We start from the raw sequence: 23,884 nt of genomic DNA, 5'->3' as shown, positions 1-23,884 counted from the left end.
CCCGGCATGAGCACCGCCCTCCCCGTCGGCGTCCCGACGCAGCTCTTCGTCGACGGCGCATGGACCGACGCCGCGGGGTCGAAGACCTTTCCGGTCTTCGACCCCGCGACCGGCGACGTCCTCGCCGAGATCGCCGACGGGGGTCCCGCGGATGCCGTCCGCGCCCTCGACGCCGCGGTGGCGGCCCAGGAATCGTGGGCGGCCACCGCCCCGCGTGCGCGGGGCGAGATCCTGCGGCGGGCGTTCGATCTGCTGCAGGAGCGTGCGGAGGAGTTCGCGCTCCTCATGACCCTCGAGATGGGCAAGCCCCTCGCGGAGGCGCGCGGCGAGGTGGTCTACGGCGGCGAGTTCCTGCGCTGGTTCAGCGAGGAGGCCGTGCGGATCTCCGGGCGCTACGGCCTGAATCCGGAGGGGACCGGGCGCATGATCGTGTCCCAGCATCCCGTCGGGCCGTGCTTCTTCATCACGCCGTGGAACTTCCCGCTCGCCATGGCGACGCGCAAGATCGCGCCGGCGCTCGCCGCCGGATGCACCGTCGTCGTCAAGCCCGCCGAGCTCACGCCCCTGACGACGCTCCTGTTCGCGCGGCTGCTCGAGGACGCGGGGCTCCCGCCCGGTGTCGTCAACGTCGTCACGACGACGCGGTCCGCCGAGGTGTCGGCCCCCGTCATCGCCGATCCGCGGCTGCGGAAGCTGTCGTTCACGGGTTCGACGCCGGTGGGGAAGAAGCTCATCGCGCAGGCCGCGGAAGGCGTCCTCCGCGTCTCGATGGAGCTCGGCGGCAACGCACCGTTCGTCGTGTTCGACGACGCCGACCTCGACAAGGCGGTGGACGGCGCGATCGCTGCGAAGTTCCGCAACATCGGGCAGGCCTGCACGGCGGCGAACCGTTTCCTCGTGCACGAGTCGGTCGCCGCCGAGTTCGCCCGTCGGGTCACCGAGCGCGTCGCGGCGATGCGGGTCGGCGCGGGCACCGAGGAGGGCGTGCAGATCGGTCCGCTCATCGACGCCAAGGCCGTCGAGAAGACGGGCGAGCTCGTCCAGGATGCCGTCGGCCGTGGAGCGCAGGTGCTCACCGGCGGCGCATCGGTCGAGCGCGCCGGCACGTTCTTCGCGCCGACCGTGCTCGCCGACGTGGCTGCCGGCAGCGCGCTGCTACGCGAGGAGATCTTCGGACCCGTCCTCGCCATCGCGACGTTCCGCGACGAAGATGAGGCCGTGCGCCTCGCGAACGACACCGAGTACGGCCTCGTCTCCTACGTCTACACGCGCGACCTCGCCCGCGGACACCGCATGATCGACCGGCTGGAGACCGGGATGATGGGGCTCAACGCCGGTGTCGTCTCCAACGCCGCCGCCCCGTTCGGCGGGGTCAAGCAGTCCGGTGTCGGCCGCGAGGGCGGACTGGAAGGCATCCAGGAGTACCTGTCCACGAAGTACACCCTGATCCCCGCCGACTGAGCGGGACGAACGGAGCATCATGAGCACCTACGCCGTGGTCAACCCCGCGACGGGGGAGACCCTCGCCACCTACCCGACCGCGACCGCGGAGGAGGTCGAGGCGGCCGTCGCCGCGGCCGCCGACGCGGCGCACACGTGGGGACGCACGTCGACGCCCGCCGAGCGCGCCGCGCTGCTGCGCCGGGTGGCCGAGCTGCACCGCGAGCGCCGCGACGAGCTGGCCGCCGTCATCGTCCGCGAGATGGGCAAGCCGCTCGCGGCCGCGGAGGGCGAGGTCGACTTCGCCGCCGACATCACCGAGTACTACGCCGACCACATCGAGGAGATCACCCGCGACACCCCGATCGACATCCTCGGCGAGGGGACCGCCGTCATCCGCCGGTCGCCGCTCGGGGCGCTCCTGGGCATCATGCCGTGGAACTTCCCGTACTACCAGGTGGCCCGCTTCGCCGCGCCCAACCTGGCGGTGGGCAACACGATCCTCCTCAAGCACGCCCCGCAGTGCCCCGAGTCGGCCGCCGCGATCGCGCAGATGTACGCCGACGCCGGCTTCCCGGCCGGCGCCTACGCCGACGTGCGCCTGACCAACGAGCAGGCCGCCGACGTCATCGCCGACCCGCGCGTGCAGGGCGTCTCGGTCACCGGCTCGGAGCGGGCGGGGGCCGCGGTCGCCGAGGTGGCCGGGCGGAACCTCAAGAAGGTCGCCCTCGAGCTCGGCGGATCCGACCCGTTCATCCTGCTGTCCACCGACGATCTCGACGGCGCTGTCCAGATGGCCGTCGATGCACGCCTGGACAACAACGGGCAGTCCTGCAACGCGGCCAAGCGGTTCATCGTCGTCGACGGCCTGTACGAGCAGTTCCTGGAGAAGTTCGCGGCCGGGATCGGCGGTGCCGCGGTCGGCGACCCGTTCGCCGAGGACACCGTCATCGGCCCGCTGTCCTCCCTCACCGCCGCCGAGCGCCTCGCGGAGCAGGTCGACCGCGCGGTCGCCCAGGGCGCGACGCTCGTGACCGGCGGGGTCCGGGACGGCGCCTACTACCCGGGCACCGTCCTGACCGACGTGACCGAGGGCATGGACGCCTACCGCGAGGAGTTCTTCGGCCCCGTCGGCGTCGTCTACCGCGTCGCCGACGAGGACGAGGCGATCGCCGTCGCCAACGGCACGCCGTTCGGGCTCGGGTCCTACGTCTTCACGACGGATGCCGCGCAGGCCCAGCGCGTCGCGGACCGGATCGAGGCCGGCATGGTCTACATCAACGTCGTGCTCGCCGACTCGCCCGAACTGCCGTTCGGCGGCGTCAAGCGCAGCGGCACCGGCCGCGAGCTGGGGCTTCTCGCCGCGGACGAGTTCGTCAACAAGAAGCTCATCCGCACGGCCTGACCGCGAGCCCGAATTCGCACGGCGCATGGCCTGTCGGGGCGCGTCCGGAAGGGGCAGGATGGAGCCATGGAGGACAATGCCGACGTCGTCACCCATCTGACCGACGAGGACTGCTGGAATCGCCTCGGACTGCAGCAGCTGGGCCGTCTCGTGACGCACGTGGGGGAGGTGTTCGACATCTTCCCCGTCAACTACGTCGTGGACGGGCGGTCGATCGTCTTCCGCACAGCGGAGGGCAGCAAGCTCACCGAGCTGTCCATCAACGACGCGGTGCTGTTCGAAGCCGACCGCTACACGGAGCAGGACGCCTGGAGCGTCGTCGTGCGCGGGCATGCGCGGCGTCTGGACACGGCGTCCGAGGTGGCCGCCGCCGACACGCTGCCCCTCAAGCCGTGGATCCCCACGCTGAAGTACAACTACGTGCGCATCGAGCCGACGTCGCTGTCCGGCCGGGAGTTCCGGCGCGGCGAGGAGCCGGACCGCTACGGCGTCCAGCAGTACTGAGCCGGTTCGCGCCCTCGCGGGTCGATGACGTACACTTGGGGACGCAGTTGTCTGCATTCTTTCGCCGTGCCCGCGGATCGGGAACCCCCTGGAACTGGTTACGGTAGAAGTGCGGACACCCGGGTCGAAAGACCTTAGGGCGGTAGCTCAATTGGCAGAGCAGCGGTCTCCAAAACCGCAGGTTGCAGGTTCGATTCCTGTCCGCCCTGCGCGTCAGCAGCTTGCTGGCACGGATGAAGTCACACAGGTGGGTTGAATGGTCCAGGATGAGCCGAACGGCGAGATCGTCGCCGCGAGTGGCGCCACCCGCGAGAAGAAGCTGAACTTCTTCCAGCGGATCGCCCTGTTCATCCGTCAGGTCTTCGCCGAGCTCCGGAAGGTCGTCACGCCGACGCGCCAGGAGCTCCTGAAGTTCACGGCCGTCGTACTCGGCTTCGTCGTCGTCATGATGGCGGTCGTGTACGGCCTCGACGTCCTGTTCGTCTGGATCACGACCGTCGTCTTCGGCGTACCGAGCTGATCTCCCCCGGAGACCGCTCGGATGTCTGATGGCATCCAGACCCCCAATGGAAGAGAACGCAAGTGTCTGAAAAGTATGTCGACGACGCCGACTGGGCGACGGCCGCAGAGCAGTCCAGCGAGGACGACGAAGCCCAGGAGGGCAACGTCCTCGCCGACCAGGAGCGCTCGGTCGAGGCCGCAGAGCACGCCGCCCTCCACGTCGTGGACGAGGACGGCGACGATGAGGACGACGTCGACACCGACCTGGATGACATCGACATCGACGACCCGGAGGCAGACGCGATCGTGAACGACGCACTCGAGATCGACGAGGCGGCTGAGGCCGAGGCTGTGGCCGAAGTCCTGAACGACTCCATCGCCGAGGAGGAAGCCGACCGCGCCGCGGAGGCCGCCGACGAGGTCACGCCGTACGACGGGCCCGAGCTCGGCGACGAGGACGAGGCCGGCGCGGACGCGGCCGCCGAGGTCGATGAGGACGCCGAGCCGGAGGACCCCTACGAGGCCTTCCGCACCGAGCTCCGCTCGCTTCCCGGCAAGTGGTTCGTCATCCACTCGTACGCGGGCTTCGAGCGCAAGGTCAAGGCCAACATCGAGCAGCGCAAGAACACGCTCGAGGTCGAAGAGGACATCTATCAGGTCGAGGTCCCCATGGAGGACGTCGTCGAGATCAAGAACGGCCAGCGCAAGATGGTCACGCGCGTCCGGATCCCCGGCTACGTGCTCGTTCGCATGGAGCTCAACGAGGACACCTGGTCGGTCGTCCGCCACACCCCCGGCGTCACCGGCTTCGTGGGCAACGCCCACAACCCGACCCCGCTGCGCTTCGAGGAGGCCTTCAACATGCTGAAGTCCCTCGTCGAGGTCAAGGAGGTCGCGACGGCCAAGGGCTCCGCGAAGGGCTCCGCCACGCAGGCGCGCAGCGTCATCACCGAGGTGGACTTCGAGGTCGGCGAGACGATCACGATCAAGGAAGGCTCCTTCGCGGGTCTCCCGGGCTCGATCAGCGAGATCAAGCCGGAGAGCGGCAAGCTCACGGTCCTCGTCTCCCTCTTCGAGCGCGAGACGCCGGTCGAGCTCAGCTTCGACCAGGTCACCAAGCAGTAGCAGCGGAGCGGGCCGCAGGCGCCCCCGCACGCGGACGACGCCCCGCCCGGCCCACGCCGGCGGGGCGTCTTCGCGTCTCCCGCCCGGCATCCCGTCGCAGGCCGAGCCCGCGATGCGCCGCGCGAGGCCGACCCCCGTCCCACGGGCGCCGGGTCGTGGCGTAGGATGGGGAGGTTGCTCGTGTGCGATCCGTCGCGCGCGAGCCGGCACCGCCGGTCGGAACGTCCGATCGCGCGGGAGAGCGGGGCATCCGTCCCGTTCGAGGAAAGGAAGAGGAATGGCACCGAAGAAGAAGGTGACCGGCCTGATCAAGCTTCAGATCAACGCCGGTGCAGCCAACCCGGCGCCGCCGATCGGCCCCGCGCTCGGTCAGCATGGCGTCAACATCATGGAGTTCTGCAAGGCGTACAACGCCGCGACCGAGTCGCAGCGCGGCAACGTCATCCCCGTCGAGATCACCGTCTACGAGGACCGCAGCTTCACGTTCATCCTGAAGACCCCGCCCGCGGCGGAGCTCATCAAGAAGGCTGCCGGCGTCCCCAAGGGGTCCGGCACGCCGCACACGGTCAAGGTCGCCAAGCTCACGAAGGAGCAGGTGCGCCAGATCGCCGAGACGAAGCAGCCCGACCTGAACGCGAACGACATCGAGGCCGCCTCGAAGATCATCGCCGGCACCGCCCGCTCCATGGGCATCACGGTCGAGGACTGAGGGGGAACTGACAATGGCTAAGTCCAAGGTTTATGAAGCAGCCGCGGCGAAGATCGACCGCGACAAGTTCTACACGTCGGCTGAGGCCGTCGCTCTGGCGAAGGAGACGGGCTCGAAGAAGTTCGACTCCACCGTCGAGGTGGCGCTGAAGCTCGCCGTCGACCCGCGCAAGGCGGACCAGATGGTCCGCGGCACGGTCATCCTGCCGCACGGCACGGGCAAGACCGCTCGCGTCATCGTGTTCGCGACCGGTCCGGCGGCGGAAGCCGCCATCGCCGCGGGTGCGGACGAGGTCGGCGGCGCCGAGCTCATCGAGAAGGTCGCCGGAGGCTACACCGCGTTCGACGCGGCGGTCTCGACGCCCGAGCTCATGGGCCAGGTCGGTCGACTGGGTAAGGTGCTCGGCCCCCGCGGCCTCATGCCGAACCCCAAGACCGGCACCGTGACCCCCAACCCGGCCAAGGCCGTCGAGGAGATCAAGGGCGGCAAGATCGAGTTCCGCGTCGACAAGCACGCCAACGTGCACTTCGTCGTCGGCAAGGCCTCCTTCACGGCCGAGCAGCTGAACGAGAACTTCCGCGCCGCGCTCGAGGAGATCGTCCGCCTCAAGCCGTCGAGCTCGAAGGGCCGTTACATCCAGAAGGGCGCCATCTCGACCACGTTCGGTCCCGGCATCCCGCTGGACGTCAACGTCTTCGCCTGACGCTCATCGCACGACGGGCCTCACCTCCGGGTGGGGCCCGTCGTCGTTTCCCGGAGTCCCGGAAACAGTGCGTAACGCGATGACGTCCCTCGCACGACCCCGTGCTGTAGTGGAGGGGTCCGTGCCGCCCACCCGGCGGCGCTCCACAGCAGCCCCACACCAAGGAGACGCATGCACCGTCGACTCGCCGCCACAGCCCTCGCCCTCACCGCCGCACTGACGCTCAGCGCGTGCGCCTCGGGGGCGGCCGACCCCGCGCCGGAAGGCGAGGACTTCGGTCTCGTCAAGGCCGGCACCCTCACCGTCGCGACGGAGGGCACCTACCGCCCCTTCACCTTCCACGACGAGTCCGGTGATCTCGTCGGCTTCGACGTGGAGATCGCCGAAGCCGTCGCCGACAAGCTCGGCCTCGAGATCGTCTTCCAGGAGACGCAGTGGGACGCCATCTTCGCGGGACTGGATGCCGGCCGCTTCGACGTCATCGCGAACCAGGTGTCGATCAACCCCGAGCGCGAGGCGAAGTACCTCTTCAGCGAGCCGTACACCGTCTCCCCGGGCGTCATCGTGGTCAAGGAGGACGACGACTCCATCTCGAGCTTCGCCGATCTCGCGGGCAAGACGACGGCGCAGTCCCTGACGAGCAACTGGTACACGCTCGCCGAGGAGAACGGCGCCGAGGTCCAGGCCGTCGAGGGCTGGGCCGAGGCCGTCACGCTCCTGCGTCAGGACCGCGTCGACGCGACCGTGAACGACAACCTCACGTTCCTCGACTACGAGACCACGAACGGACCCACCGGACTGAAGATCGCCGCCGAGACGGACGACCCGGCGTACAACGCCTTCGCGTTCACGAAGGACAAGGAGGCGCTCGTCGCCGCGATCGACGAGGCACTCTCCGAGCTTCGCGACGAGGGCGTCCTGGCTGAGATCAGCGAGAAGTACTTCGGCGCCGACGTCACGCAGTAACGTGTAGCCACATGGCCGGCCCGCCCGTCGTCACGGGCCGGCCGGCCTCATCGCCATCGGCGAGGGAGGAGCGCCATGGACGGCATACAGGTGCTGGCAGCGGCCGGCGACGGCGCGACGCGCGACACGTGGACCCTGCTGGTCGACTCGTTCTGGCCGCTCCTGGCCGCGGGGTTGACGGCCACGATCCCGCTCGCGCTGGCCTCCTTCGCGCTCGGCCTCGTCCTCGCGCTCCTCGTCGCCCTCATGCGGATCTCCGGCAATCCCGTGCTGTCGGGGATCGCGCGGTTCTACATCTCCGTCATCCGGGGCACCCCGCTGCTGGTCCAGCTGTTCGTCATCTTCTTCGGCCTCCCCTCGATCGGCGTCGTGATCGACCCGTGGCCGGCGGCGGTGATCGCGTTCTCGCTCAATGTGGGCGGCTATGCGGCCGAGGTCATCCGGGCGGCGATCCTCTCCGTGCCGAAGGGGCAGTGGGAGGCCGGATTCACGGTCGGCCTCTCGCACACGACGACGCTGCGGCGCATCATCCTGCCCCAGGCCGCCCGGGTCTCGGTGCCTCCGCTGTCGAACACGTTCATCTCGCTCGTCAAGGACACCTCGCTCGCGTCCCTCATCCTCGTGCCCGAGCTGTTCGCCGAGGCGCGCCAGATCGCGGCGTTCACCTACGAGTTCATGGTGATCTACCTCGAAGCTGCGCTCATCTACTGGCTGCTCTGCCTCGTCCTCTCCAGTGGGCAGAGCGCCATCGAGAAGAGATTGGACCGCTATGTCGCCCACTGAGCCCGCTTCGGACGCGCCTCTGCTGCGCGTGCGCGGATTGCGCAAGAGCTTCGGCAGCAACGTCGTCCTCGACGGCATCGACTTCGACGTGCGCCGCGGCGAGGTCGTGTGCCTCATCGGCCCGAGCGGGTCGGGCAAGACGACGGTGCTGCGCTCGCTCAACGGCCTCGAGACCCCGGAAGCGGGGGAGCTGGCCTTCGACGGCGGACAGCGGTTCGACTTCACCGCGGGCGTCGGCGCGCGCGCCCGATCCGCCCTGCGCGACCGCTCCGCGATGGTGTTCCAGCACCACAACCTGTTCCCGCATCGCACGGTGCTGCAGAACGTCATCGAGGGGCCGGTGCATGCCCGACGCGTGCCGGTCGCCGAGGCGACGCGACGCGCGACGGAGCTGCTCGAGCGGGTGGGCCTCACGGACAAGCGCGATGCGTACCCGCACGAGCTGTCCGGCGGTCAGCAGCAGCGCGTCGGGATCGTGCGCGCCCTCGCCCTCCAGCCCGACCTGCTGCTGTTCGACGAGCCCACCAGCGCCCTCGACCCGGAGCTGGTCGGCGAGGTGCTGCTCGTGCTGAAGGAGCTCGCCGACGAGGGCTGGACGATGATCATCGTCACGCACGAGCTGGACTTCGCCCGCCGCGTGGCGGATCAGGTGCTCTTCTTCGACGGCGGCGTGATCGTCGAGCGCGGCACCCCCGCGCATCTGCTCTCTACGCCTGCGCACGAGCGCACCCGGCGTTTCATCGCCCGGCTGCTGCATCCGCTCGACGAGTGACCGCACGCGCCGCGATCCTCTTCGGCAGCGGGCGGGATGCGGCGCGCGTCACGCGTCGCGGCGGACCTCGAAGCCGGGGATCCCGGTCGGATCGATGTCGGTGACCTCGGCGCCCTCGACGCGGGAGCCCGGAGGGCCCTCGGCCATCCAGGCCAGCGCCTCGTCGACCTCCGCGGGGGTCCCCTCGATCTCCGCCTCGACGGTTCCGTCGCGGCGGTTGCGCACCCAGCCGGCCACGCCGGCCGCTCGCGCCACCATGCGCATCGTGTAGCGATAGCCGACGCCCTGCACGTCGCCCCGGACGATCACCCGCACGCGCCTCATGTCTCCATCCTGTCGCGCCGCGACGCGAGATGACAGGATGCCGCCATGGGAACGATCGACGACTACCTCGCGCAGCTCGACCCGGCAGATGCCGCCGTCATCGGCCACGCGTACGACGTCGCGCGTGCGGCGGTCCCGGACGCCGTGCAGGGCCTCGGCTACGGCATGCCGGCGCTCACCTACCGCGGGAAGTCGCTCCTCTCGCTCATGCGGGCGAAGAACCACATCGGGGTCTACCCGTTCAGTCCCGCAGCGATCGTCGAGATCGCGCCGCTCCTCGTCGGGGTCGACACGGCCAAGGGCACGGTGCGCTTCGCGCCCGACGCCCCGCTCCCGGACGAGACCCTCCGCGCGCTCGTGCTCGCGCGCAGGGCGCAGATCGACGGATCCTGACCCGGCTCACCCGACGACGAGCGACACGGCGATCGCCAGCATCACGACGGCGATGATCCCGTCCAGCACGCGCCACGCGCGCGGGCTCGACAGCCAGCGGCCGAGGTGCCGGGCGCCGACCGCGAGGCTGACGAACCACACGACGGAGGCCGCCGCCGCGCCTGCGGCGAACCACCAGCGCAGCGCGCCGTGCGTGTTCGCGACGGAGCCGAGCAGGAACACCGTGTCCAGATACACGTGCGGGTTGAGCCACGTCAGTGCGAGGCAGGTCAGGATCACCGGGGCCGGACGCGTCCGCGTCGCGACGCCGGTGCGCCCCGCCGGCCGCTCGCCGTCCGCCTCCTGGCCGCCCTCGACGCGCAGCGCCTCTCCCGTGGGTCGGAGCGCCCGTCGCGCGGCGAGCAGGGCGTAGACCACGAGGAAGACCGCGCCGCCCCACCGCGCGGCGCCGATCAGCCACGGGGCCGCCTGCAGGATCGCGCCCAGTCCGGACACGCCCACCGCGATGAGCGCGGCATCCGAGACGGCGCACACGGCCGCGACGGCGAGGGCGTGCTCGCGCCTGATCCCCTGTCGCAGGACGAAGAGGTTCTGCGCACCGATCGCGACGATGAGGGAGAGGCCGAGGCCGAAGCCGGCGAGGACGGAGCTGAGCACACCCCGACGCTATGTCGACCGAGTTCTGCAGTCCAGTTCATGATTCTTACCCTGGTGAAGTAGAACTGATGTATGCGCATTCCCGCCGATCTGGCAGAGACACTCGCGATCGTGCTTGACGAGGGCAGCCTGGATGCCGCCGCGCGTCGTCTGCACTTGACGCCGTCGGCGGTCAGTCAGCGCATCAAGGCGCTCGAGGAGCAGGTCGGCCGCGTCCTGCTCGTGCGGACGAAGCCGGTCCGCCCGACGGAGGCCGCGCACGCGGTCGTCCGGTATGCGCGCCAGCTCGCGCTCCTCGAGCACGATGCGCGCGCCGAGCTCGGCGCGGACGACGGGGCGCGGGTCTCGGTCCCGCTCGCCGTCAACGCCGATTCCCTCGCGACCTGGTTCCTGCCTCCGCTCGCGCGCCTCGCGGAGCGGCATCCCGTCGTCTTCGACCTGCATCGGGACGACCAGGACTTCACCGCCGGCCTGCTCGAATCCGGCACCGTCATGGGCGCCGTGACCTCCCGCGCCGTCCCCGTCGCCGGATGCCGGGTGAGCCCCCTGGGCGTGCTGCGGTACGACGCCGTCGCGACACCCGCGTTCGTCGCAGCATGGCTTTCCGGCGGTGCGGATGCCGCGGCGCTGGCCGAGGCGCCGCTCATCGACTTCGACCGTCGCGACGACCTGCAGCGGCAGTGGCTGGCCGCCCGCGGCGTCGACCCGGCCCGTCCGCCGCGGCACTTCATCCCCGCGTCGCACGACTTCGCGACCGCCGCGGGACTCGGGCTCGGCTGGGCGCTCCTGCCGAGGTTCCAGTGGGAGGCGCCGGTGGCCGCGGGAGAGCTCGTGCTGCTCGGCGGACCGCCGATCGATGTGCCGCTGCACTGGCAGCAGTGGAACCTGCGGTCGCCGCTGCTCGATGCGATCGCCGAGGAGATCGTCGCGGAGGGACGGCGGGTGCTCGCGCCGTGAGGTCCTGGCGGCGCGGTTACGCGTCGCCGACCGTCAGCACGATCTTCCCGCGCGAGTGCCCGCGCTCGAGCTCGCGGTGCGCCGCGGCGGCTTCGGACAGGTCGAAGACCCGGTCGACGTACACCTGGATGGCACCGGACTCGAGCAGCCGGGCGAGCGTCGCGAGGACCCCGCCGTCCGGGATCACCTTGTACGAGGTCGCGCGCACGCCGGCCGCGGCCGCATCCGCGGCGTACGCGGGCCAGCCTCCGGAGGGCACCATGACGTACAGTCCGCCGGGACGCAGCACCGTGAGCGAACGGCTCCCGGTGTCGTCGTGCACGTTGCCGACGAGGTCGATCACGACGTCGACGTCACCCGTCACATCCTCGAAGCGGGTCGTGGCGTAGTCGATCACGACCGACGCCCCGAGTTCGCGGAGCCACGGGAGGTTCCGCTCCGAGCCGGTCGCCGTGACCTGCGCGCCGAAGTAGGCCGCCAGCTGCACCGCGAAGTGGCCGACGCCGCCGCTGCCGGCGTGGATGAGGATGCGCTGGCCTTCGTGCGCGTGCGCCGTCTCGACGACGAGCCCCCACGCGGTCAGCGCAGCCAGCGGCACGCCGGCCGCTTCGACGTGCGACAGGGAGGCGGGCTTCCGCGCCACCGAGAGCGAGGGGACGACGGCGTACTCCGCGTATGTGCCGCCGGAGCGCGGGAAGGAGGCCATGCCGAAGACCTCCGTGCCGACGGGCAGGGGATGGGCCTCGTAGGGCGCCTTGACCACGACGCCGCTGAAGTCGAAGCCGAGGGTGCTGGGGTACGCCGGGATGGCCGCCGCCACACCGCGGCCCGCACGGGTCTTCGCGTCGATCGGGTTCGCGCCCGCCGCCATGACCCGCACGAGCAGCTCGCTCATCACGGGGGAGGGGACCGGAACCTCCGTCTCGTGGAGGACGTCGGGATCGCCGGGTGCGTCGAAGACGACGGCACGCATGGTGGCGGGGGGCTCCGCGACGTCGATGCTCGGCGCATCGGGGGCGGGTGCTGCACGTAGCGGCCGGAATCTCATCGGTCGCTCCTTCCACGCGCCTCCGACGTCGGCGGCACTGGTCTCTGGGTCTGACCCCAGTCAACAGGGCGATTGTCTCGACCGTGTTACGCGGGTGCTACCGGGCGACTAAGGTCGCCGCATCAGAGGCCTGGACGCTCGCCGCTCGTCAGCGCGTGCAGCAGCCGCGTGAGGTTGCCGATGTCCTCGATCGGCCACTCCTGGAGCGCGTCCACGAGCACGCCCTCCTGCGGTGCGCGCGCGGCGGCCAGTCGCTCCAGCCCGAGCGCGGTCGGGGACAGGAGACTCGAGCGCCCATCGGCAGGGTCCGGCGTCCGTCGGACCAATCCGAGCTCCTCGAGCTCGCGCACCGTGCGGCTGATCTGACCCTTGTCCGCCGTGAGGATCTCCGCGAGCGCCGAGGTCGTGACCGGTTCGCGCCGCACGATGGTGGTGAACACCTTGTAGGCGCCCGGCAGGAGCCCCGGGCTCACGCGGTGGGCGTTCTCCGTGATGATCCGGCGGAAGCGGTTGACGAGCTCCCCGAACTCGGCCTCGAGGGCCCGCACCGCCTCGGTGCGGGCCTCTCGGGTGTCCTCAGTCATCGCTGCGCTCCCCGCGCGCGCCCGACCCGGCGGCATCCGCCGTCGCACCGGTCGCGGTCAGGGACGACATCCCGGCGGGGACGGAGACGGTCGCGAGGTCGGCTTCACCGGCCTGCAGGCGCTCGGTGGTCGTCATCTTCGTCAGCGGCGCGTTCGGCAGGAAGATCACCGCGATGAGGCTGATCACGGCGAACGGCACCGCGATGAGGAACGAGTGCGAGATGCCCTGCGCGTAGATGTCCTCGAAGAGGACCCGGAGGCCCTCGGGCATCGCGGAGACCTGGGGCAGCGTTCCCGACTGGAGCTGCTCGGCCCAGTACGGCGCCTTGTCGCCGAGGGCGGCGATCGCCGCGGCGATGTCGTCCTTCGTGCCGGTGACCAGGTCGGTGACACGGGTGGCCAGGGCGGCGCCCATGAGCGATACGCCGATCGTGCCGCCGAGGCTGCGGAAGAACGTGACGCCGGAGCTGGCGACGCCGATCTCGGTGGGCTTGGCGGTGTTCTGCACGACGAGGACGAGGTTCTGCATCGTCATGCCGACGCCCGCCCCGAGCACGAACATGTAGACCGAGACCAGCACGAAATCCGTGTCGTAGTGGATCGTCGACAGCAGCGCGGCGCCGGCGATGAGGGCGACCGACCCCACGAGCAGGTAGGGCTTCCACTTCCCGTACTTCGTGATGAGGGCGCCGACGCCGACAGAGGACAGCAGGAGTCCCGCGATCATCGGGATCGTCATGAGGCCCGCTTCGGTGGGCGTCGCTCCGCGCGCGAGCTGCATGTACTGGCCGAGGAAGACCGAGGCGCCGAACATCGCGATGCCGGTCGCGATCGAGGCGATGACCGACAGCGTGAAGGTGCGGTTGCGGAACAGCGACAGCGGGATGAGGGGCTCCGCCGAACGCAGTTCGACGACGATGAAGAGGACCGTCCCGAGGAGGGCGCCGCCGACCATCAGGACGGTCTCGGTGCTCCACCAGTCGAAGTTCGTGCCGGCGCTGGTGACCCAGATGAGCAGCAGCGACACGGCGGTGGACAGCAGCACGATCCCGAGGTAGTCGATGCGGGCCTTCACCTTCGCCCGGGCGGGCAGGTGCAGGGTCAGCTGGACGAGGATAAGCGCGGCGAGGGCGATCGGGAGGGAGACGAAGAAGTTCCAGCGCCAGCCGAACACGTCGGTGATGACACCGCCGAGCAGCGGGCCGCCGACGGTGGCGACCGCCATCACCGCGCCGAACAGTCCCATGTACCGGCCGCGCTCGCGCGGGCTGATGATGTCGGCCATGATGACCTGGCTCAGTGCCGCGAGGCCGCCGGCACCGAGACCCTGCACGGCGCGGAAGGCGATGAGCGTGCCCGTGTCCTGCGCGAAGCCGGCCGCAGCGGTCGCCACCACGAACAGCACGATGGCCCCCTGGTAGAGGACCTTGCGGTTCATGAGGTCGGCGAGCTTGCCCCAGATGGGCGTCGAGATGGCGGTGGTCAACAGCGTCGCGGTCACGACCCACGTGAAGGCGTTCTGGTCTCCGTCGAGATCGTGGACGATGACGGGGAGCGAGGTGGACACGACGGTCGACGCGATCATCGAGACGAACATGCCGAGGATGAGGCCGGAGAGCGCCTGCAGCACCTGGCGGTGCGACATGGCCGGGCCGGCCGTGGACGTGGGAGAGGTCATGCAGATCCTTCGAAGGAAGAGGAGAGATGCCGGAATCGGCGATGTGTGACAAAGGTCAAATGTTGATACGGGTCAACTATAGGTGAATGGTTGAGGCGTGTCAACCAATCGACCGGACGGGTGGGACGGGGCGCCGAGGCGCGTGCGTCAGTCGGCGAGGGCGAGGGCGCGGAACGGCTCGCGCGGGCGCGGCGGCGCGACGGGCCCCGTGCCGGATGCCGGCTGCCCGGCTGCGCGCTGCAGCGTCGTCCTGCGGTAGAGCTCGTCGATGAGGCTCGTCGCGAGGCCGACGAGAGCGGCGATCTCCGTCTCGTCGCGGTCCACCCACGCGCAACGGGGCTCATCGCGCACCGGAACGAAGTCGTCGTGCTCCTCCCAGACCACGAGGGTGCGCTCGGCGCCGAGCACGTGCTGCTGCCACCACACCTGGCGGAGGTAGGGGCGGGGGATGGAGCGCCAGGTCTTGTTGGTCGTCTTGATCTCGGCAAGGGTCACCCGGCCGGCGGCATCGACCGCGACGCCGTCGGGGGTGGCGAGGTGACGCTTCTCGATCTCGGCGTGGAAGAGCGCCGACGACGGCTGGATGCCGTGGGTGGCAGCCACCCAGGCGGCGATCTCCGGCTCGCGGCGGCGTCCGTGGTCGGTGTAGGCGTTCCCGGAGAAGCCCGAACCCATCAGCTTGGCCTGCGCGGCGCGCGGGATCGCGCGGGCGCTCGTGAGCTGTGCGACGTCGGTCGCGGTGATGCCGCGGGAGCGAGCCCGGATCCACGCCACCCGGTCGCGCGAGTCGGCGACGATGCGCGCGGCGAGCTGCGGGGTCATGGGATCGAGGCTAACCCCGCCCTCCGCCATCCCGTGTCGTGCCACGCCCGCGGCGGTCGGCCCCGTGCCCCGATTTGGGGGAGCGTGACCGGTCGCGTACACTCGTGGGTAAGCCAAAGACCGTCGGTCATCGGTGTGCGCGCAGGCGCACGACGATCGAAGCTCTGCATCGCAGGGGCCCACGCAGGTGTACAGGATGATTCTCTGGAATTCAGCTCCGTGCGCTTGCGCCGGAGCTTTCTTGCTGTTCAGGGGGTGTGCGGCCGGCGCCCGCCATCGCGGAGCGTCACGTAGACACAAGGAGTGACCATGGCGCAGAAGGACGCATCGGTTGCCGAGCTCACGAAGTCATTCGAGAACTCGAACGCCGTTCTGCTGACCGAGTACCGCGGTCTGACGGTTGCCCAGCTCAAGCAGCTGCGCAACAGCATTCGTCAGGACGCGCAGTACGCCGTGGTGAAGAACACGCTGACCAAGATCGCCGCGAACAACGCGGGGATCACGGCGCTGGACGACGACCTCACGGGTCCGTCGGCCGTCGCATTCGTGCACGGCGACTTCGTCGCCACCGCGAAGGCGCTGCGTGATTTCGCCAAGGCAAACCCGCTGCTGGTGATCAAGGGCGGCGTGTTCGAGGGCAACTCCCTCACCGCCGACGAGGTCAACAAGTACGCCTCGCTCGAGAGCCGTGAGGTTCTGCTGGCGAAGGCTGCGGGCATGATGAAGGCGACGATGGGCAAGGCTGCGGCCACCATCGACGCGCTTCGCGAAAAGCTGGAGTCCGCGCAGGCCGCGTAAGGCGACCGACGGACGATTTCCCACAAACCCCACCAATCTAGGAGATACATCATGGCGAAGCTCACCACTGACGAGCTGCTCGAGCAGTTTGCCGACCTGACCCTCGTTGAGCTCAGCGAGTTCGTGAAGGCATTCGAGGAGAAGTTCGACGTCACCGCTGCGGCCCCGGTCGCCGTGGCCGGCGCCGGCGGCGGCGCCGCTGTCGAAGAGGTCGAGGAGAAGGATTCCTTCGACGTCATCCTCGAGGCTGCCGGCGACAAGAAGATCCAGGTCATCAAGACGGTCCGCGAGCTCACCTCGCTGGGCCTCGGCGAGGCCAAGGCCGTCGTCGACGGTGCCCCCAAGGCCGTCCTGGAGGGCGCCAACAAGGAGGCCGCCGAGAAGGCCAAGGCCGCTCTCGAAGAGGCCGGTGCAACGGTCACCCTCAAGTAATCACGCTCCACACCACGAAGGCCCCCGGGTTCGCCCGGGGGCCTTCGTCGTTCCGCGGGACGCTCAGCGCCCGATGCCGACGATCGCCGACGTCGCGTCGTCGATGGCCGCGGTGCTGTTGCGCACGATGAGCGGCGACGGCTCGTAGGTGTGACTGCCGGGGGTCGTGGGGTCCTCCAGCTGGGCCATGAGGAGCTGCACGGCCGCACGTCCCTGCTGATCCGGCTTCTGCTGCAGCGTCGTGAGCGAGAACATCTCGGCGTACTCGTGATCGTCGATCCCGACGACGCTCAAGTGCTCCGGCACGCGGATGCCGAGCCGCCGCGCCGCGATGATCGCCCCAACCGCCACCTCGTCGCACACCGCGATGAGCGCCGTCGGTCGGGTGAGGCGGTCGCCCAGCAGCTCCACGGCCGCCGCGTAGCCGCCGGGAAGGGTCACCTCCGAGCGGGCGTGCTGCGTGTGCTCGGCGAGCCCCGCGGCATCCATCGCCGCCTGATACCCCTCGAGCCGCCGGTGGTCGCCGAAGCTCATGTGCCGCCCGTCCGGGTCGCCGCCCAGGAACGTGATCTCGCGGTGGCCGAGGCCGAGGAGGTGCTCCGTCGCGATGCGCGCTGCGGCCGTGTCGTCGATCGAGACGGCGCTCGTGCCGGCGTCGTAGCCCCCGACGCTCACGACCGGCTTCCCGAACTCGACGAGCCGCTCCAGCTCGTGCGCCGTGGGCTCGATGCCGACCGCGATGACGCCGTCGAACCGCTTGCGCGCCAGGAAGTGGCTGAACATCTCGCGCCGCGCATCGGACTCGGGCGCGGCGCTGTAGAGGGCCAGGTCGTAGCGGCGTTCCAGGAGCGCCTCCTGCACGCCGCCGAGGACCTGGGCGAAGAACCACCGATCCAAGGTCGGCACCACGACGCCGATCGTCTGGGTGCGCCCCGTCACGAGACTCACCGCACTCGTCGTCGGCACGTAGCCGAGATCCTTCGCCGCGCCCTGCACGCGGGCGCGGGTGGCCTCGGAGACGTAGCCCGTGCCGGTGAGTGCCCGGCTGGCCGTCGCCTTGGACACACCCGCGGCTCGCGCGACATCCGCGATACCCGCCATCGGTCCTCCTCGACTGTCTCGGCCGCCCCGGCGCACAACAATGCCGGACGGCTTTTGTGGAACCGGTTCCAGGGACATTGTGGCGCGCGGAAGCGGCATCCGCCACCCTCGTGGCGGCATTTACCGAGTTGTGATAATCGGAGAATTGTGTCGCGTCCCCTGATCCCCTAGCGTGAGCATGGAAACGGTTCCCTACGTTTCGACGCGGAGGACGGGCGCCCGCCCCTTCTGCATCCTGAGGAGGAAACAATGACTTCAATCCGATCGCCTCGGCGGCGGCACATGCTGGCGGCGCTGAGCGTCGCGGCCGTGACGACCATCGCTCTCGCGGGCTGCGCCGAAGGCGGTGAGGAACCCGGCGACGATGCCTCCCTCGAGGGCGAGACCGTCAGCATCTCCGGCGGCATCACCGGCATCGAGGCCGAGAACATGCAGAAGTCCTTCGACGCGTTCACCGAGGACACCGGCATCATCGTCGAGTACACCGGCGACAAGGCGTTCGAGGGCAACATCGTCACGAAGGTGCAGGGTGGCGACGCTCCCGACATCGCGATCGTCCCGCAGCCGGGTCTGCTGCGGACCCTCGTCGAGACCGGTGAGGTCAAGCCGGCCCCGGAAGGCGTCGAGGCCAACGTCGACGAGAACTGGTCGCCCGACTGGAAGGCGTACGGCACGTTCGACGACGTGTTCTACACGGCGCCGATGCTCGCGAACATCAAGGGCTACGTCTGGTACTCGCCCGCATCGTTCGAGGAGTGGGGTGTCGAGGTCCCCACCACGTGGGACGAGATGCTCGCGCTCACGACGACCATCCAGGAGGCCACCGGCAAGGCGCCGTGGTGCGCCGGCTTCGAGTCCGAGGCGGCCTCCGGCTGGCCCGGCACCGACTGGATCGAGGACCTCGTCCTGCGCCAGGCCGGCCCCGAGGTCTACGACCAGTGGGTGGCCGGTGACGTGAAGTTCACCGACCCCGAGATCGCCGACGCGTTCGACGCCGTGGGCGAGATCCTCCTCAACCCGGAGTGGGTCAACGCCGGATTCGGTGACGTCGCGAGCATCAACTCGACCGCCTTCGGCGGCGTCGCGGCGAAGGTCGCGGACGGCAGCTGCCCGCTGACGCACCAGGCCTCGTTCCTCTCCGCGAACTTCCTCGACGTGCAGACGGCTGCCGGCGAGACGCCGGTCGTCGCTCCCGACGGCGACGTCTACGCCTTCGTGCTCCCGGGCTTCGAAGAGGACGCGGCGGCCATCGAGGTCGGCGGCGAGTTCGTCACGGCCTTCTCGGACGACGCGGCCACCGTCGCGGTGCTCGAGTACATGTCCACGGCCGAGTGGGCCGACATCCGCGTCGGCCTCGGCGGCAACATCTCCGCCAACCTCAACGCCGACCCGAGCCTCGCGAGCAGCGAGTTCCTCCAGGAGGCCATGCGGCTCCTGCAGGACCCGAACACGACCGTCCGCTTCGACGCGTCCGACCTGATGCCGGCCACCGTCGGCTCCGGTTCGTTCTGGCGAGGCATGGTCGACTGGATCGACGGCAAGGACACCGCCACGGTGCTCAGCGACATCCAGGCCGGCTACGAGAACTGAGGTCGGAAGTCACGTGCACGGGGCCGCTCGCACCAGCGAGCGGCCCCGTCGCACCCCCCGGCAGTGCGTCGCGGCGCCTGCCCTCCCGGAGTCCAGTGAAGAACTCGGAAGGCACTCATGACTGGAACAATTCAGGCGCCCGGTCCTGCGGGGACCGACGTGTCCGCTGACGGCGACGCCGCCGGCGCTCAGGCCCGTCTGGCGCGCAGACACCGCACGACGGCCCTCGTCGTCACGATCGCCCTCATCCTGGTGGTCGCTCTCTTCCTCTTCATGGTGACGCGAGCGCCCGTCGAGGGCGCGCGGCCGACATCGCTGGGCTTCTCGCTGAACTCGTTCTTCCAGTGGCTCGGCGGGATGGGGCCGCTCGTCCAGATCCCCCTCGTGCTCCTCGTCTTCGGCGCCGTGGTCGGGCTGCTTCTGCTGCTGATCGAGTACGCACCGCGGCCCGGCCGCTTCTACTTCTGGCTGCGGCTGGCGGCGTGCTTCCTCATCCCGGTGCTCGCCTTCATGCTCCTGCGGCCCTACCAGAACGCCGTGATCTACGTCCTCGCGATCGCGATCGTCCTCGGCGGCGCGCTCTTCTACGCGGACTACCGGTCCCGTCAGGGCGCCGGTTACCTGTTCCAGCTCATCCTCTTCGGGGCACCGGCCGCCATCCTGCTGCTGATCGGGCTCATCTACCCGGCGATCGCGACGGTCGTCCAGTCGTTCTTCGACAAGACTGGCAAGGAGTTCGTCGGCCTGGAGAACTACGTCTGGGCTTTCACGAACCCCCAGGGCTTCTGGTCGGTCATCAACTCGATCATCTGGGTGATCGTGGCCCCGCTCGTCGCCACCGTGGTCGGCCTCGCCTACGCGGTCTTCATCGACCGGGCGCGCGGCGAGAAGGTCCTGAAGGTGCTCATCTTCATGCCGTTCGCGATCTCGTTCGTCGGCGCCGGCATCATCTGGAAGTTCATCTACGACTACCGGCAGGAAGATCAGGTCGGTCTGCTGAACGCGATCGTGACGGCGTTCGGGGGTGAGCCGGTGTCGTGGCTCGCCGCGCAGCCGCTCATCAACACGTTCCTCCTCCTCGTCGTGTTCATCTGGAGCCAGACGGGCCTCGCGATGGTGATCCTCTCCGCCGCGGTCAAGGCCGTGCCGACCGAGCAGAACGAAGCGGCATCGCTCGACGGCGCCAACGCCTGGGAGCGTTTCCGCAACGTCACCGTCCCCGGCATCCGCTCATCGATCGTGGTCGTCATCACGACGGTCGCCATCGGCGCCCTCAAGGTGTACGACATCGTCGCCGTCATGACGGGCGGCCGCTCGGACACCACGGTGCTGGCGTTCGAGATGGTCAACCAGCAGCAGCGCTTCCAGAGCTACGGGCACTCCGCGGCGCTCGCGGTCGTGCTGTTCATCTTCGTGATCCCGTTGATCGTCTTCAACGTGATCCAGATCCGCAAGCAGAGGGAGATCCGATGAGCGTCGAGGTCATCGAGCCGGTCGCCGACGCGCGCACGGCGCGGCAGGTGGCGCGGGAGACCCGCAAGCACGAGCGGAACGCGCAGAAGCGACTGACGTCCAAGGGGGCGACGATCGCGGCCGTCGCGATCGCGTTCCTCTGGACGATCCCGACGCTCGGCCTCCTCGTCACCTCGTTCCGGCCCGGCGCCGACACCCAGTCCACCGGCTGGTGGACGGTCTTCGTCGACCCGGACTTCACCTTCGAGAACTACCGGCTCGCGCTCACCTCCGGTGGCACGACCCTGACGCTCGGGGAGTCGTTCCTCAACTCCCTCGCGATCACGATCCCGGTCGTCTTCTTCGCCCTCGCGGTGGCGTCCCTGCTCGCCTACGCGTTCGCATGGATCGACTTCAAGGGCAAGAACCTCCTGTTCGTCGGGGTGTTCGCGCTGCAGATCGTGCCGCTGCAGATGGCGCTCGTGCCGCTGCTGAGCCTGTTCTCCCGCGGCCTCACGATCAACGGTGTGTCGATCTTCCCCGGTCTCGAGCTGCGTGACGTGGATCAGAGCTTCGCGACGATCTGGATCGCCCACACGATCTTCTCGATCCCGCTCGCGGTGTTCCTGCTGCACAACTTCATCGCGGAGATCCCCTCCGAGGTCATCGAGGCCGCGCGCGTGGACGGTGCAGGGCACGGTCAGATCTTCTTCCGGATGATCCTCCCGTTGGCAGCCCCCGCGCTCGCGTCGTTCGCGGTCCTGCAGTTCATCTGGGTGTGGAACGACCTGCTCGTGGCGACGATCTTCGCGCCATCCTCATCGCTGCCCATGACCCAATCCCTGGCGTCCCTGTCCGGCACGTGGGGCAACCAGTGGTTCCTGCAGTCGGCGGGCACATTCCTGTCGATCCTCGTTCCGCTCATCGTGTTCTTCGCGCTGCAGCGGTTCTTCGTGCGCGGTCTTCTCGCCGGCGCGACGAAGGGCTGATCCGGGACCAGCGGCGGAGCGGCGCGCGATGGGGAGTGCGCTGCTCCGCCGCTTCCGCGCGTCCGGGGGCCGGCCGGCAGTCCGGCCGCTCGTCGTCGGGGCGCTCAGCCCGTGCAGGACAGGCGCTGCTGCATCGACGTCATCGCGTCGATCTCGAACTCCTGCGCGTTCTTCATTGCCTCCGCGACCGCCAGGGTGCGCGGCTCGGAGCCGAGGTCCAGTACGGCCTCGGCCATGGGGATCGCGCCCTCGTGGTGCCGGATCATGAGGCTCAGGAAGAGGCAGTCCGCGGCCGTGCCGTCGGCCTGCGCGAGCGCGGTCAGCTCGGCATCCGTCGCCATGCCCATCGCCTCGCGGACCTCGTCGTCGGTGAGCTGCTCGCCCGTGTCGTGGCCGTGAGCGGCGTCGGCGCCCGCCATCCAGGCCATCGTCGGTCCACCCGCCTGGGGCAGACCCCACTGCACGAGCCAGTCGAACATCTCGCCGCGCTGCGCGGACTGGCCCGTCACGATGTCGTAGGCGAGGGCCCGGAGGTCGTCATCGTCGGTCGTGCGGTAGATCGTCATGGCCATGTCGATCGCCTGTGCGTGATGCACCTGCATGTCGCGGGCGAAGCCCGCCTCCGCCGAATCCGTCCCCGGCGTCACCGGGGCTCCGCCGAACGTCGAGAAGCGACCGATCGCGAAAGCCACGCCGGCGATCGCGAGGGCGACCAGGACCACCGCCCACCAGGGCGGCAGCGATCGAGCGGTCGGCTGCTCGTCGGTCACGACTGCTTTCCGGGCGCGTCCAGCGCACCCGTGCAGGCCGCGTTCGGCTCCGGACCGTTGAGGTTGCGCCAGTAGGCGGAGAGGAACTCGCCGATCCGCTCGTCGTCGGCGTCGTCGACCGCGAGCTGCGCGTTCCAGGCGCTCAGCACGATCGGGGAGTCCATGTCCTCGTAGGGCGAGAGGATCGTGTACGTCGACGGCAGCTGCGCCTTCAGGGCGTCCAGCTCGGCGTCGCCGACGACGGCCGGGTCGTAGGTGACCCACACGGCGCCGTGCTCGAGCGAGTGCACCGCGTTGATGTTCGGCACGGGCTCGGAGTACACGCCGCAGTTCAGCCACATCGCGTTGTGGTCGCCGCCGGCGGGCGGCGACTGCTCGTACTCGACCTCGCCGTCGACGTGATTCGCGGTGTGCGTGTACGTCTCCACACCGGTGATCGACGAGCCGTCGCCGTCACCACGGTCGATGCTGACCGGACGCGGAGTGAAGATGATGGATGCCGCCACGAGCGCGATCACCACGACGGCGGCGGCGCTGCCGACGATCCACCAGGTGAGCTTGCTGCGGCGGCGCTTGGCGAGCTGTCGCTGATACTCCGCGAGCTTCTGCTGCTTCTGCTGCTCGCGCTGCTGCTTGACGGTCGTGCTGATCTGCGCCTGCGTCGCGGGATTCCCGCTGGCGCGCTTCGAAGTCGGGGTCATGTGCTGCGATCTCGGCTAGGGGCGCCCGACCGGCAGGTGCGGGCAGGACGATTCTATGCACCGGCATGTGTGTGCGGGCTGAGAGCGCCGATTCCCCTCGTTCAGGGCGTGATCGAGGTGACGGAGAGGTTGTCCCACGCGGTCGTGATGTTCGCCGTCGAGCTGCCGGAGAGGTAGCTCCACAGCATGACCTTCCCCGAGGTCTGCAGACCCGCCGTGCCGTCCGTCGACCGCACCTGCCAGGCGGCGGGTTCGGTGCCCCCGGCGGGGTAGAACTTCGCGGCGATCTCGGTCGCGCCCGTCGGTGTCGTCAGGGTCTGGCACAGCAGGCGATAGGGCGTCCCGGGGGTGAGGCTCACGGCCGGGAGCGAGATGAAGGCCAGGACCGTCTCGGCGCCGCCCAGGCGACGGACGAGGTCGATCTTGGGCTTGCCGGAGGTGCCGAGGTAGATCGCGCACCGGTACTCCGTCCCCGACGCGACGTACCGCGGGGACGCGGCCGCGTAGAACGCGCCCTCCGCCGGGGTGCGGCTCCACGCGACGTCCACGCGCAGCAGCGCGTCGCGCGCCGTCACACCGGCGAGTGTGGATGCCGCCGTCGAGCCGCGCGTCGAGAGCGTCTGACGGCCCTCCCCGGACTGCACGGAGTAGATCGACGCGGTGCCGCCGGACGTCCACGC

Annotated in this window: 26 protein-coding genes, 1 tRNA gene and 1 pseudogene; 18 read left to right on the top strand and 10 right to left on the bottom strand. The window is 69.7% G+C overall.

The window, feature by feature from the left end:
* The first annotated feature begins 6 nt into the window (after positions 1-6).
* The 11 genes from QZL85_RS04750 (at position 7) to QZL85_RS04700 (ending at position 8,908) form a co-directional block, all read left to right on the top strand.
* Positions 7-1,461 carry an NAD-dependent succinate-semialdehyde dehydrogenase gene (locus tag QZL85_RS04750; RefSeq protein ID WP_295574306.1) on the top strand — a complete coding sequence of 485 codons (1,455 nt, stop codon included), beginning with the start codon at positions 7-9 and terminating at the stop codon, positions 1,459-1,461.
* Between the two features lie 19 nt (positions 1,462-1,480).
* Entirely contained in the window at positions 1,481-2,845 is a 1,365-nt protein-coding gene (locus QZL85_RS04745; protein WP_295574304.1) for an NAD-dependent succinate-semialdehyde dehydrogenase, read from the top strand.
* Between the two features lie 66 nt (positions 2,846-2,911).
* The gene (locus QZL85_RS04740; protein WP_295574302.1) at positions 2,912-3,349 is read left to right on the top strand and encodes a pyridoxamine 5'-phosphate oxidase family protein; all 438 of its coding nucleotides are present in this window, start codon (positions 2,912-2,914) and stop codon (positions 3,347-3,349) included.
* 136 nt (positions 3,350-3,485) lie between these two features.
* Positions 3,486-3,558 (top strand) — tRNA-Trp (locus tag QZL85_RS04735).
* A gap of 47 nt (positions 3,559-3,605) precedes the next feature.
* Entirely contained in the window at positions 3,606-3,869 is a 264-nt protein-coding gene (gene secE, locus QZL85_RS04730) for a preprotein translocase subunit SecE (RefSeq protein WP_295574299.1), read from the top strand.
* A 62-nt stretch (positions 3,870-3,931) separates the two neighbouring features.
* Entirely contained in the window at positions 3,932-4,975 is a 1,044-nt protein-coding gene (gene nusG, locus QZL85_RS04725; protein ID WP_295574297.1) for a transcription termination/antitermination protein NusG, read from the top strand.
* 277 nt (positions 4,976-5,252) lie between these two features.
* Positions 5,253-5,684 carry a 50S ribosomal protein L11 gene (rplK, locus tag QZL85_RS04720; protein WP_295574294.1) on the top strand — a complete coding sequence of 144 codons (432 nt, stop codon included), beginning with the start codon at positions 5,253-5,255 and terminating at the stop codon, positions 5,682-5,684.
* A gap of 13 nt (positions 5,685-5,697) precedes the next feature.
* A complete protein-coding gene (gene rplA, locus QZL85_RS04715) occupies positions 5,698-6,387 on the top strand; it encodes a 50S ribosomal protein L1 (RefSeq protein ID WP_295574291.1) in 690 nt (229 codons plus the stop codon).
* 171 nt (positions 6,388-6,558) lie between these two features.
* A complete protein-coding gene (locus QZL85_RS04710) occupies positions 6,559-7,353 on the top strand; it encodes an amino acid ABC transporter substrate-binding protein (protein ID WP_295574288.1) in 795 nt (264 codons plus the stop codon).
* A gap of 75 nt (positions 7,354-7,428) precedes the next feature.
* Positions 7,429-8,136, top strand: a complete 708-nt coding sequence (locus QZL85_RS04705) for an amino acid ABC transporter permease (protein ID WP_295574285.1) — start codon at positions 7,429-7,431, stop codon at positions 8,134-8,136.
* Positions 8,123-8,908, top strand: coding sequence for an amino acid ABC transporter ATP-binding protein (locus tag QZL85_RS04700; RefSeq protein WP_295574281.1), 786 nt, complete (start codon positions 8,123-8,125; stop codon positions 8,906-8,908). Before QZL85_RS04705 ends, QZL85_RS04700 begins: the two co-directional genes overlap by 14 nt.
* A 48-nt stretch (positions 8,909-8,956) precedes the next feature.
* Here QZL85_RS04700 and QZL85_RS04695 read toward each other — a convergent pair whose 3' ends face one another.
* Entirely contained in the window at positions 8,957-9,232 is a 276-nt protein-coding gene (locus QZL85_RS04695) for an acylphosphatase (RefSeq protein ID WP_295574278.1), read from the bottom strand.
* Between the two features lie 45 nt (positions 9,233-9,277).
* Between QZL85_RS04695 and QZL85_RS04690 the strand changes: the two genes are divergently transcribed.
* A complete protein-coding gene (locus tag QZL85_RS04690) occupies positions 9,278-9,625 on the top strand; it encodes an iron chaperone (RefSeq protein WP_295574276.1) in 348 nt (115 codons plus the stop codon).
* A 6-nt stretch (positions 9,626-9,631) separates the two neighbouring features.
* Here QZL85_RS04690 and QZL85_RS04685 read toward each other — a convergent pair whose 3' ends face one another.
* Entirely contained in the window at positions 9,632-10,282 is a 651-nt protein-coding gene (locus QZL85_RS04685; protein ID WP_295574273.1) for a LysE/ArgO family amino acid transporter, read from the bottom strand.
* 72 nt (positions 10,283-10,354) lie between these two features.
* On the opposite strand from QZL85_RS04685, the gene QZL85_RS04680 reads away from it, so the two are divergent.
* Complete coding sequence (locus QZL85_RS04680; RefSeq protein ID WP_295574271.1) at positions 10,355-11,239, top strand: LysR family transcriptional regulator ArgP; 885 nt, start codon at positions 10,355-10,357, stop codon at positions 11,237-11,239.
* 16 nt (positions 11,240-11,255) lie between these two features.
* Here the strand turns inward: QZL85_RS04680 and QZL85_RS04675 are convergent, their stop codons facing one another.
* From QZL85_RS04675 to QZL85_RS04660, 4 genes are all read right to left on the bottom strand, one after another.
* Positions 11,256-12,287, bottom strand: coding sequence for an NADP-dependent oxidoreductase (locus QZL85_RS04675; protein ID WP_295574269.1), 1,032 nt, complete (start codon positions 12,285-12,287; stop codon positions 11,256-11,258).
* 122 nt (positions 12,288-12,409) lie between these two features.
* Positions 12,410-12,871, bottom strand: coding sequence for a MarR family winged helix-turn-helix transcriptional regulator (locus tag QZL85_RS04670; protein WP_295574266.1), 462 nt, complete (start codon positions 12,869-12,871; stop codon positions 12,410-12,412).
* The gene (locus QZL85_RS04665) at positions 12,864-14,549 is read right to left on the bottom strand and encodes an MDR family MFS transporter (protein ID WP_295574262.1); all 1,686 of its coding nucleotides are present in this window, start codon (positions 14,547-14,549) and stop codon (positions 12,864-12,866) included. Before QZL85_RS04665 ends, QZL85_RS04670 begins: the two co-directional genes overlap by 8 nt.
* A gap of 147 nt (positions 14,550-14,696) precedes the next feature.
* Positions 14,697-15,371 carry a YqaJ viral recombinase family protein gene (locus QZL85_RS04660; RefSeq protein WP_295574260.1) on the bottom strand — a complete coding sequence of 225 codons (675 nt, stop codon included), beginning with the start codon at positions 15,369-15,371 and terminating at the stop codon, positions 14,697-14,699.
* A gap of 309 nt (positions 15,372-15,680) precedes the next feature.
* On the opposite strand from QZL85_RS04660, the gene rplJ reads away from it, so the two are divergent.
* The gene (rplJ, locus tag QZL85_RS04655; protein WP_295574258.1) at positions 15,681-16,169 is read left to right on the top strand and encodes a 50S ribosomal protein L10; all 489 of its coding nucleotides are present in this window, start codon (positions 15,681-15,683) and stop codon (positions 16,167-16,169) included.
* A 51-nt stretch (positions 16,170-16,220) separates the two neighbouring features.
* The gene (rplL, locus tag QZL85_RS04650; RefSeq protein WP_295574256.1) at positions 16,221-16,601 is read left to right on the top strand and encodes a 50S ribosomal protein L7/L12; all 381 of its coding nucleotides are present in this window, start codon (positions 16,221-16,223) and stop codon (positions 16,599-16,601) included.
* 63 nt (positions 16,602-16,664) lie between these two features.
* Here rplL and QZL85_RS04645 read toward each other — a convergent pair whose 3' ends face one another.
* The gene (locus QZL85_RS04645) at positions 16,665-17,702 is read right to left on the bottom strand and encodes a LacI family DNA-binding transcriptional regulator (RefSeq protein WP_295574253.1); all 1,038 of its coding nucleotides are present in this window, start codon (positions 17,700-17,702) and stop codon (positions 16,665-16,667) included.
* A 249-nt stretch (positions 17,703-17,951) separates the two neighbouring features.
* Here QZL85_RS04645 and QZL85_RS04640 point away from each other — a divergent pair, with 249 nt between their 5' ends.
* The 3 genes from QZL85_RS04640 (at position 17,952) to QZL85_RS04630 (ending at position 21,733) form a co-directional block, all read left to right on the top strand.
* On the top strand, positions 17,952-19,292 hold the full coding sequence (locus QZL85_RS04640; protein ID WP_295574250.1) for an ABC transporter substrate-binding protein: 1,341 nt from the start codon (positions 17,952-17,954) through the stop codon (positions 19,290-19,292).
* Between the two features lie 273 nt (positions 19,293-19,565).
* Positions 19,566-20,765 (top strand): carbohydrate ABC transporter permease, encoded by a 1,200-nt coding sequence (locus QZL85_RS04635; RefSeq protein ID WP_295574332.1) that lies wholly within the window; start codon positions 19,566-19,568, stop codon positions 20,763-20,765.
* Positions 20,762-21,733: a carbohydrate ABC transporter permease gene (locus QZL85_RS04630; protein ID WP_295574248.1), complete on the top strand. Its 972-nt coding sequence runs from the start codon at positions 20,762-20,764 to the stop codon at positions 21,731-21,733. Before QZL85_RS04635 ends, QZL85_RS04630 begins: the two co-directional genes overlap by 4 nt.
* 104 nt (positions 21,734-21,837) lie before the next feature.
* Here the strand turns inward: QZL85_RS04630 and QZL85_RS04625 are convergent, their stop codons facing one another.
* From QZL85_RS04625 to QZL85_RS04615, 3 genes and pseudogenes are all read right to left on the bottom strand, one after another.
* The gene (locus QZL85_RS04625; protein WP_295574246.1) at positions 21,838-22,503 is read right to left on the bottom strand and encodes a DUF305 domain-containing protein; all 666 of its coding nucleotides are present in this window, start codon (positions 22,501-22,503) and stop codon (positions 21,838-21,840) included.
* Complete coding sequence (locus QZL85_RS04620) at positions 22,500-23,204, bottom strand: DUF3105 domain-containing protein (protein WP_295574244.1); 705 nt, start codon at positions 23,202-23,204, stop codon at positions 22,500-22,502. Before QZL85_RS04620 ends, QZL85_RS04625 begins: the two co-directional genes overlap by 4 nt.
* A 101-nt stretch (positions 23,205-23,305) precedes the next feature.
* Positions 23,306-23,884 (bottom strand): annotated as a pseudogene (locus tag QZL85_RS04615) (hypothetical protein); the annotation flags it as partial.

Source organism: uncultured Microbacterium sp., from assembly GCF_900078385.1.
In the GTDB taxonomy this organism is placed as follows: Bacteria; Actinomycetota; Actinomycetes; order Actinomycetales; family Microbacteriaceae; genus Microbacterium.
Note: the sequence above shows the minus strand (reverse complement) of the source record. Positions and strands in the feature narration are given on the sequence as shown.

Coding starts and splice junctions, on each gene's coding strand:
- QZL85_RS04640 (WP_295574250.1), top strand. CDS start 17,952: ATGACTTCAATCCGATCGCCTCGGCGGCGGCACATGCTGGCGGCGCTG.
- QZL85_RS04745 (WP_295574304.1), top strand. CDS start 1,481: ATGAGCACCTACGCCGTGGTCAACCCCGCGACGGGGGAGACCCTCGCC.
- QZL85_RS04750 (WP_295574306.1), top strand. CDS start 7: ATGAGCACCGCCCTCCCCGTCGGCGTCCCGACGCAGCTCTTCGTCGAC.
- QZL85_RS04690 (WP_295574276.1), top strand. CDS start 9,278: ATGGGAACGATCGACGACTACCTCGCGCAGCTCGACCCGGCAGATGCC.
- rplA (WP_295574291.1), top strand. CDS start 5,698: ATGGCTAAGTCCAAGGTTTATGAAGCAGCCGCGGCGAAGATCGACCGC.
- QZL85_RS04670 (WP_295574266.1), bottom strand. CDS start 12,871: ATGACTGAGGACACCCGAGAGGCCCGCACCGAGGCGGTGCGGGCCCTC.
- secE (WP_295574299.1), top strand. CDS start 3,606: ATGGTCCAGGATGAGCCGAACGGCGAGATCGTCGCCGCGAGTGGCGCC.
- QZL85_RS04645 (WP_295574253.1), bottom strand. CDS start 17,702: ATGGCGGGTATCGCGGATGTCGCGCGAGCCGCGGGTGTGTCCAAGGCG.
- QZL85_RS04660 (WP_295574260.1), bottom strand. CDS start 15,371: ATGACCCCGCAGCTCGCCGCGCGCATCGTCGCCGACTCGCGCGACCGG.
- rplL (WP_295574256.1), top strand. CDS start 16,221: ATGGCGAAGCTCACCACTGACGAGCTGCTCGAGCAGTTTGCCGACCTG.
- QZL85_RS04705 (WP_295574285.1), top strand. CDS start 7,429: ATGGACGGCATACAGGTGCTGGCAGCGGCCGGCGACGGCGCGACGCGC.
- QZL85_RS04635 (WP_295574332.1), top strand. CDS start 19,566: ATGGTGACGCGAGCGCCCGTCGAGGGCGCGCGGCCGACATCGCTGGGC.
- QZL85_RS04675 (WP_295574269.1), bottom strand. CDS start 12,287: ATGAGATTCCGGCCGCTACGTGCAGCACCCGCCCCCGATGCGCCGAGC.
- QZL85_RS04680 (WP_295574271.1), top strand. CDS start 10,355: ATGCGCATTCCCGCCGATCTGGCAGAGACACTCGCGATCGTGCTTGAC.
- QZL85_RS04710 (WP_295574288.1), top strand. CDS start 6,559: ATGCACCGTCGACTCGCCGCCACAGCCCTCGCCCTCACCGCCGCACTG.
- QZL85_RS04630 (WP_295574248.1), top strand. CDS start 20,762: ATGAGCGTCGAGGTCATCGAGCCGGTCGCCGACGCGCGCACGGCGCGG.
- rplJ (WP_295574258.1), top strand. CDS start 15,681: ATGGCGCAGAAGGACGCATCGGTTGCCGAGCTCACGAAGTCATTCGAG.
- QZL85_RS04620 (WP_295574244.1), bottom strand. CDS start 23,204: ATGACCCCGACTTCGAAGCGCGCCAGCGGGAATCCCGCGACGCAGGCG.
- QZL85_RS04665 (WP_295574262.1), bottom strand. CDS start 14,549: ATGACCTCTCCCACGTCCACGGCCGGCCCGGCCATGTCGCACCGCCAG.
- QZL85_RS04740 (WP_295574302.1), top strand. CDS start 2,912: ATGGAGGACAATGCCGACGTCGTCACCCATCTGACCGACGAGGACTGC.
- QZL85_RS04695 (WP_295574278.1), bottom strand. CDS start 9,232: ATGAGGCGCGTGCGGGTGATCGTCCGGGGCGACGTGCAGGGCGTCGGC.
- rplK (WP_295574294.1), top strand. CDS start 5,253: ATGGCACCGAAGAAGAAGGTGACCGGCCTGATCAAGCTTCAGATCAAC.
- QZL85_RS04700 (WP_295574281.1), top strand. CDS start 8,123: ATGTCGCCCACTGAGCCCGCTTCGGACGCGCCTCTGCTGCGCGTGCGC.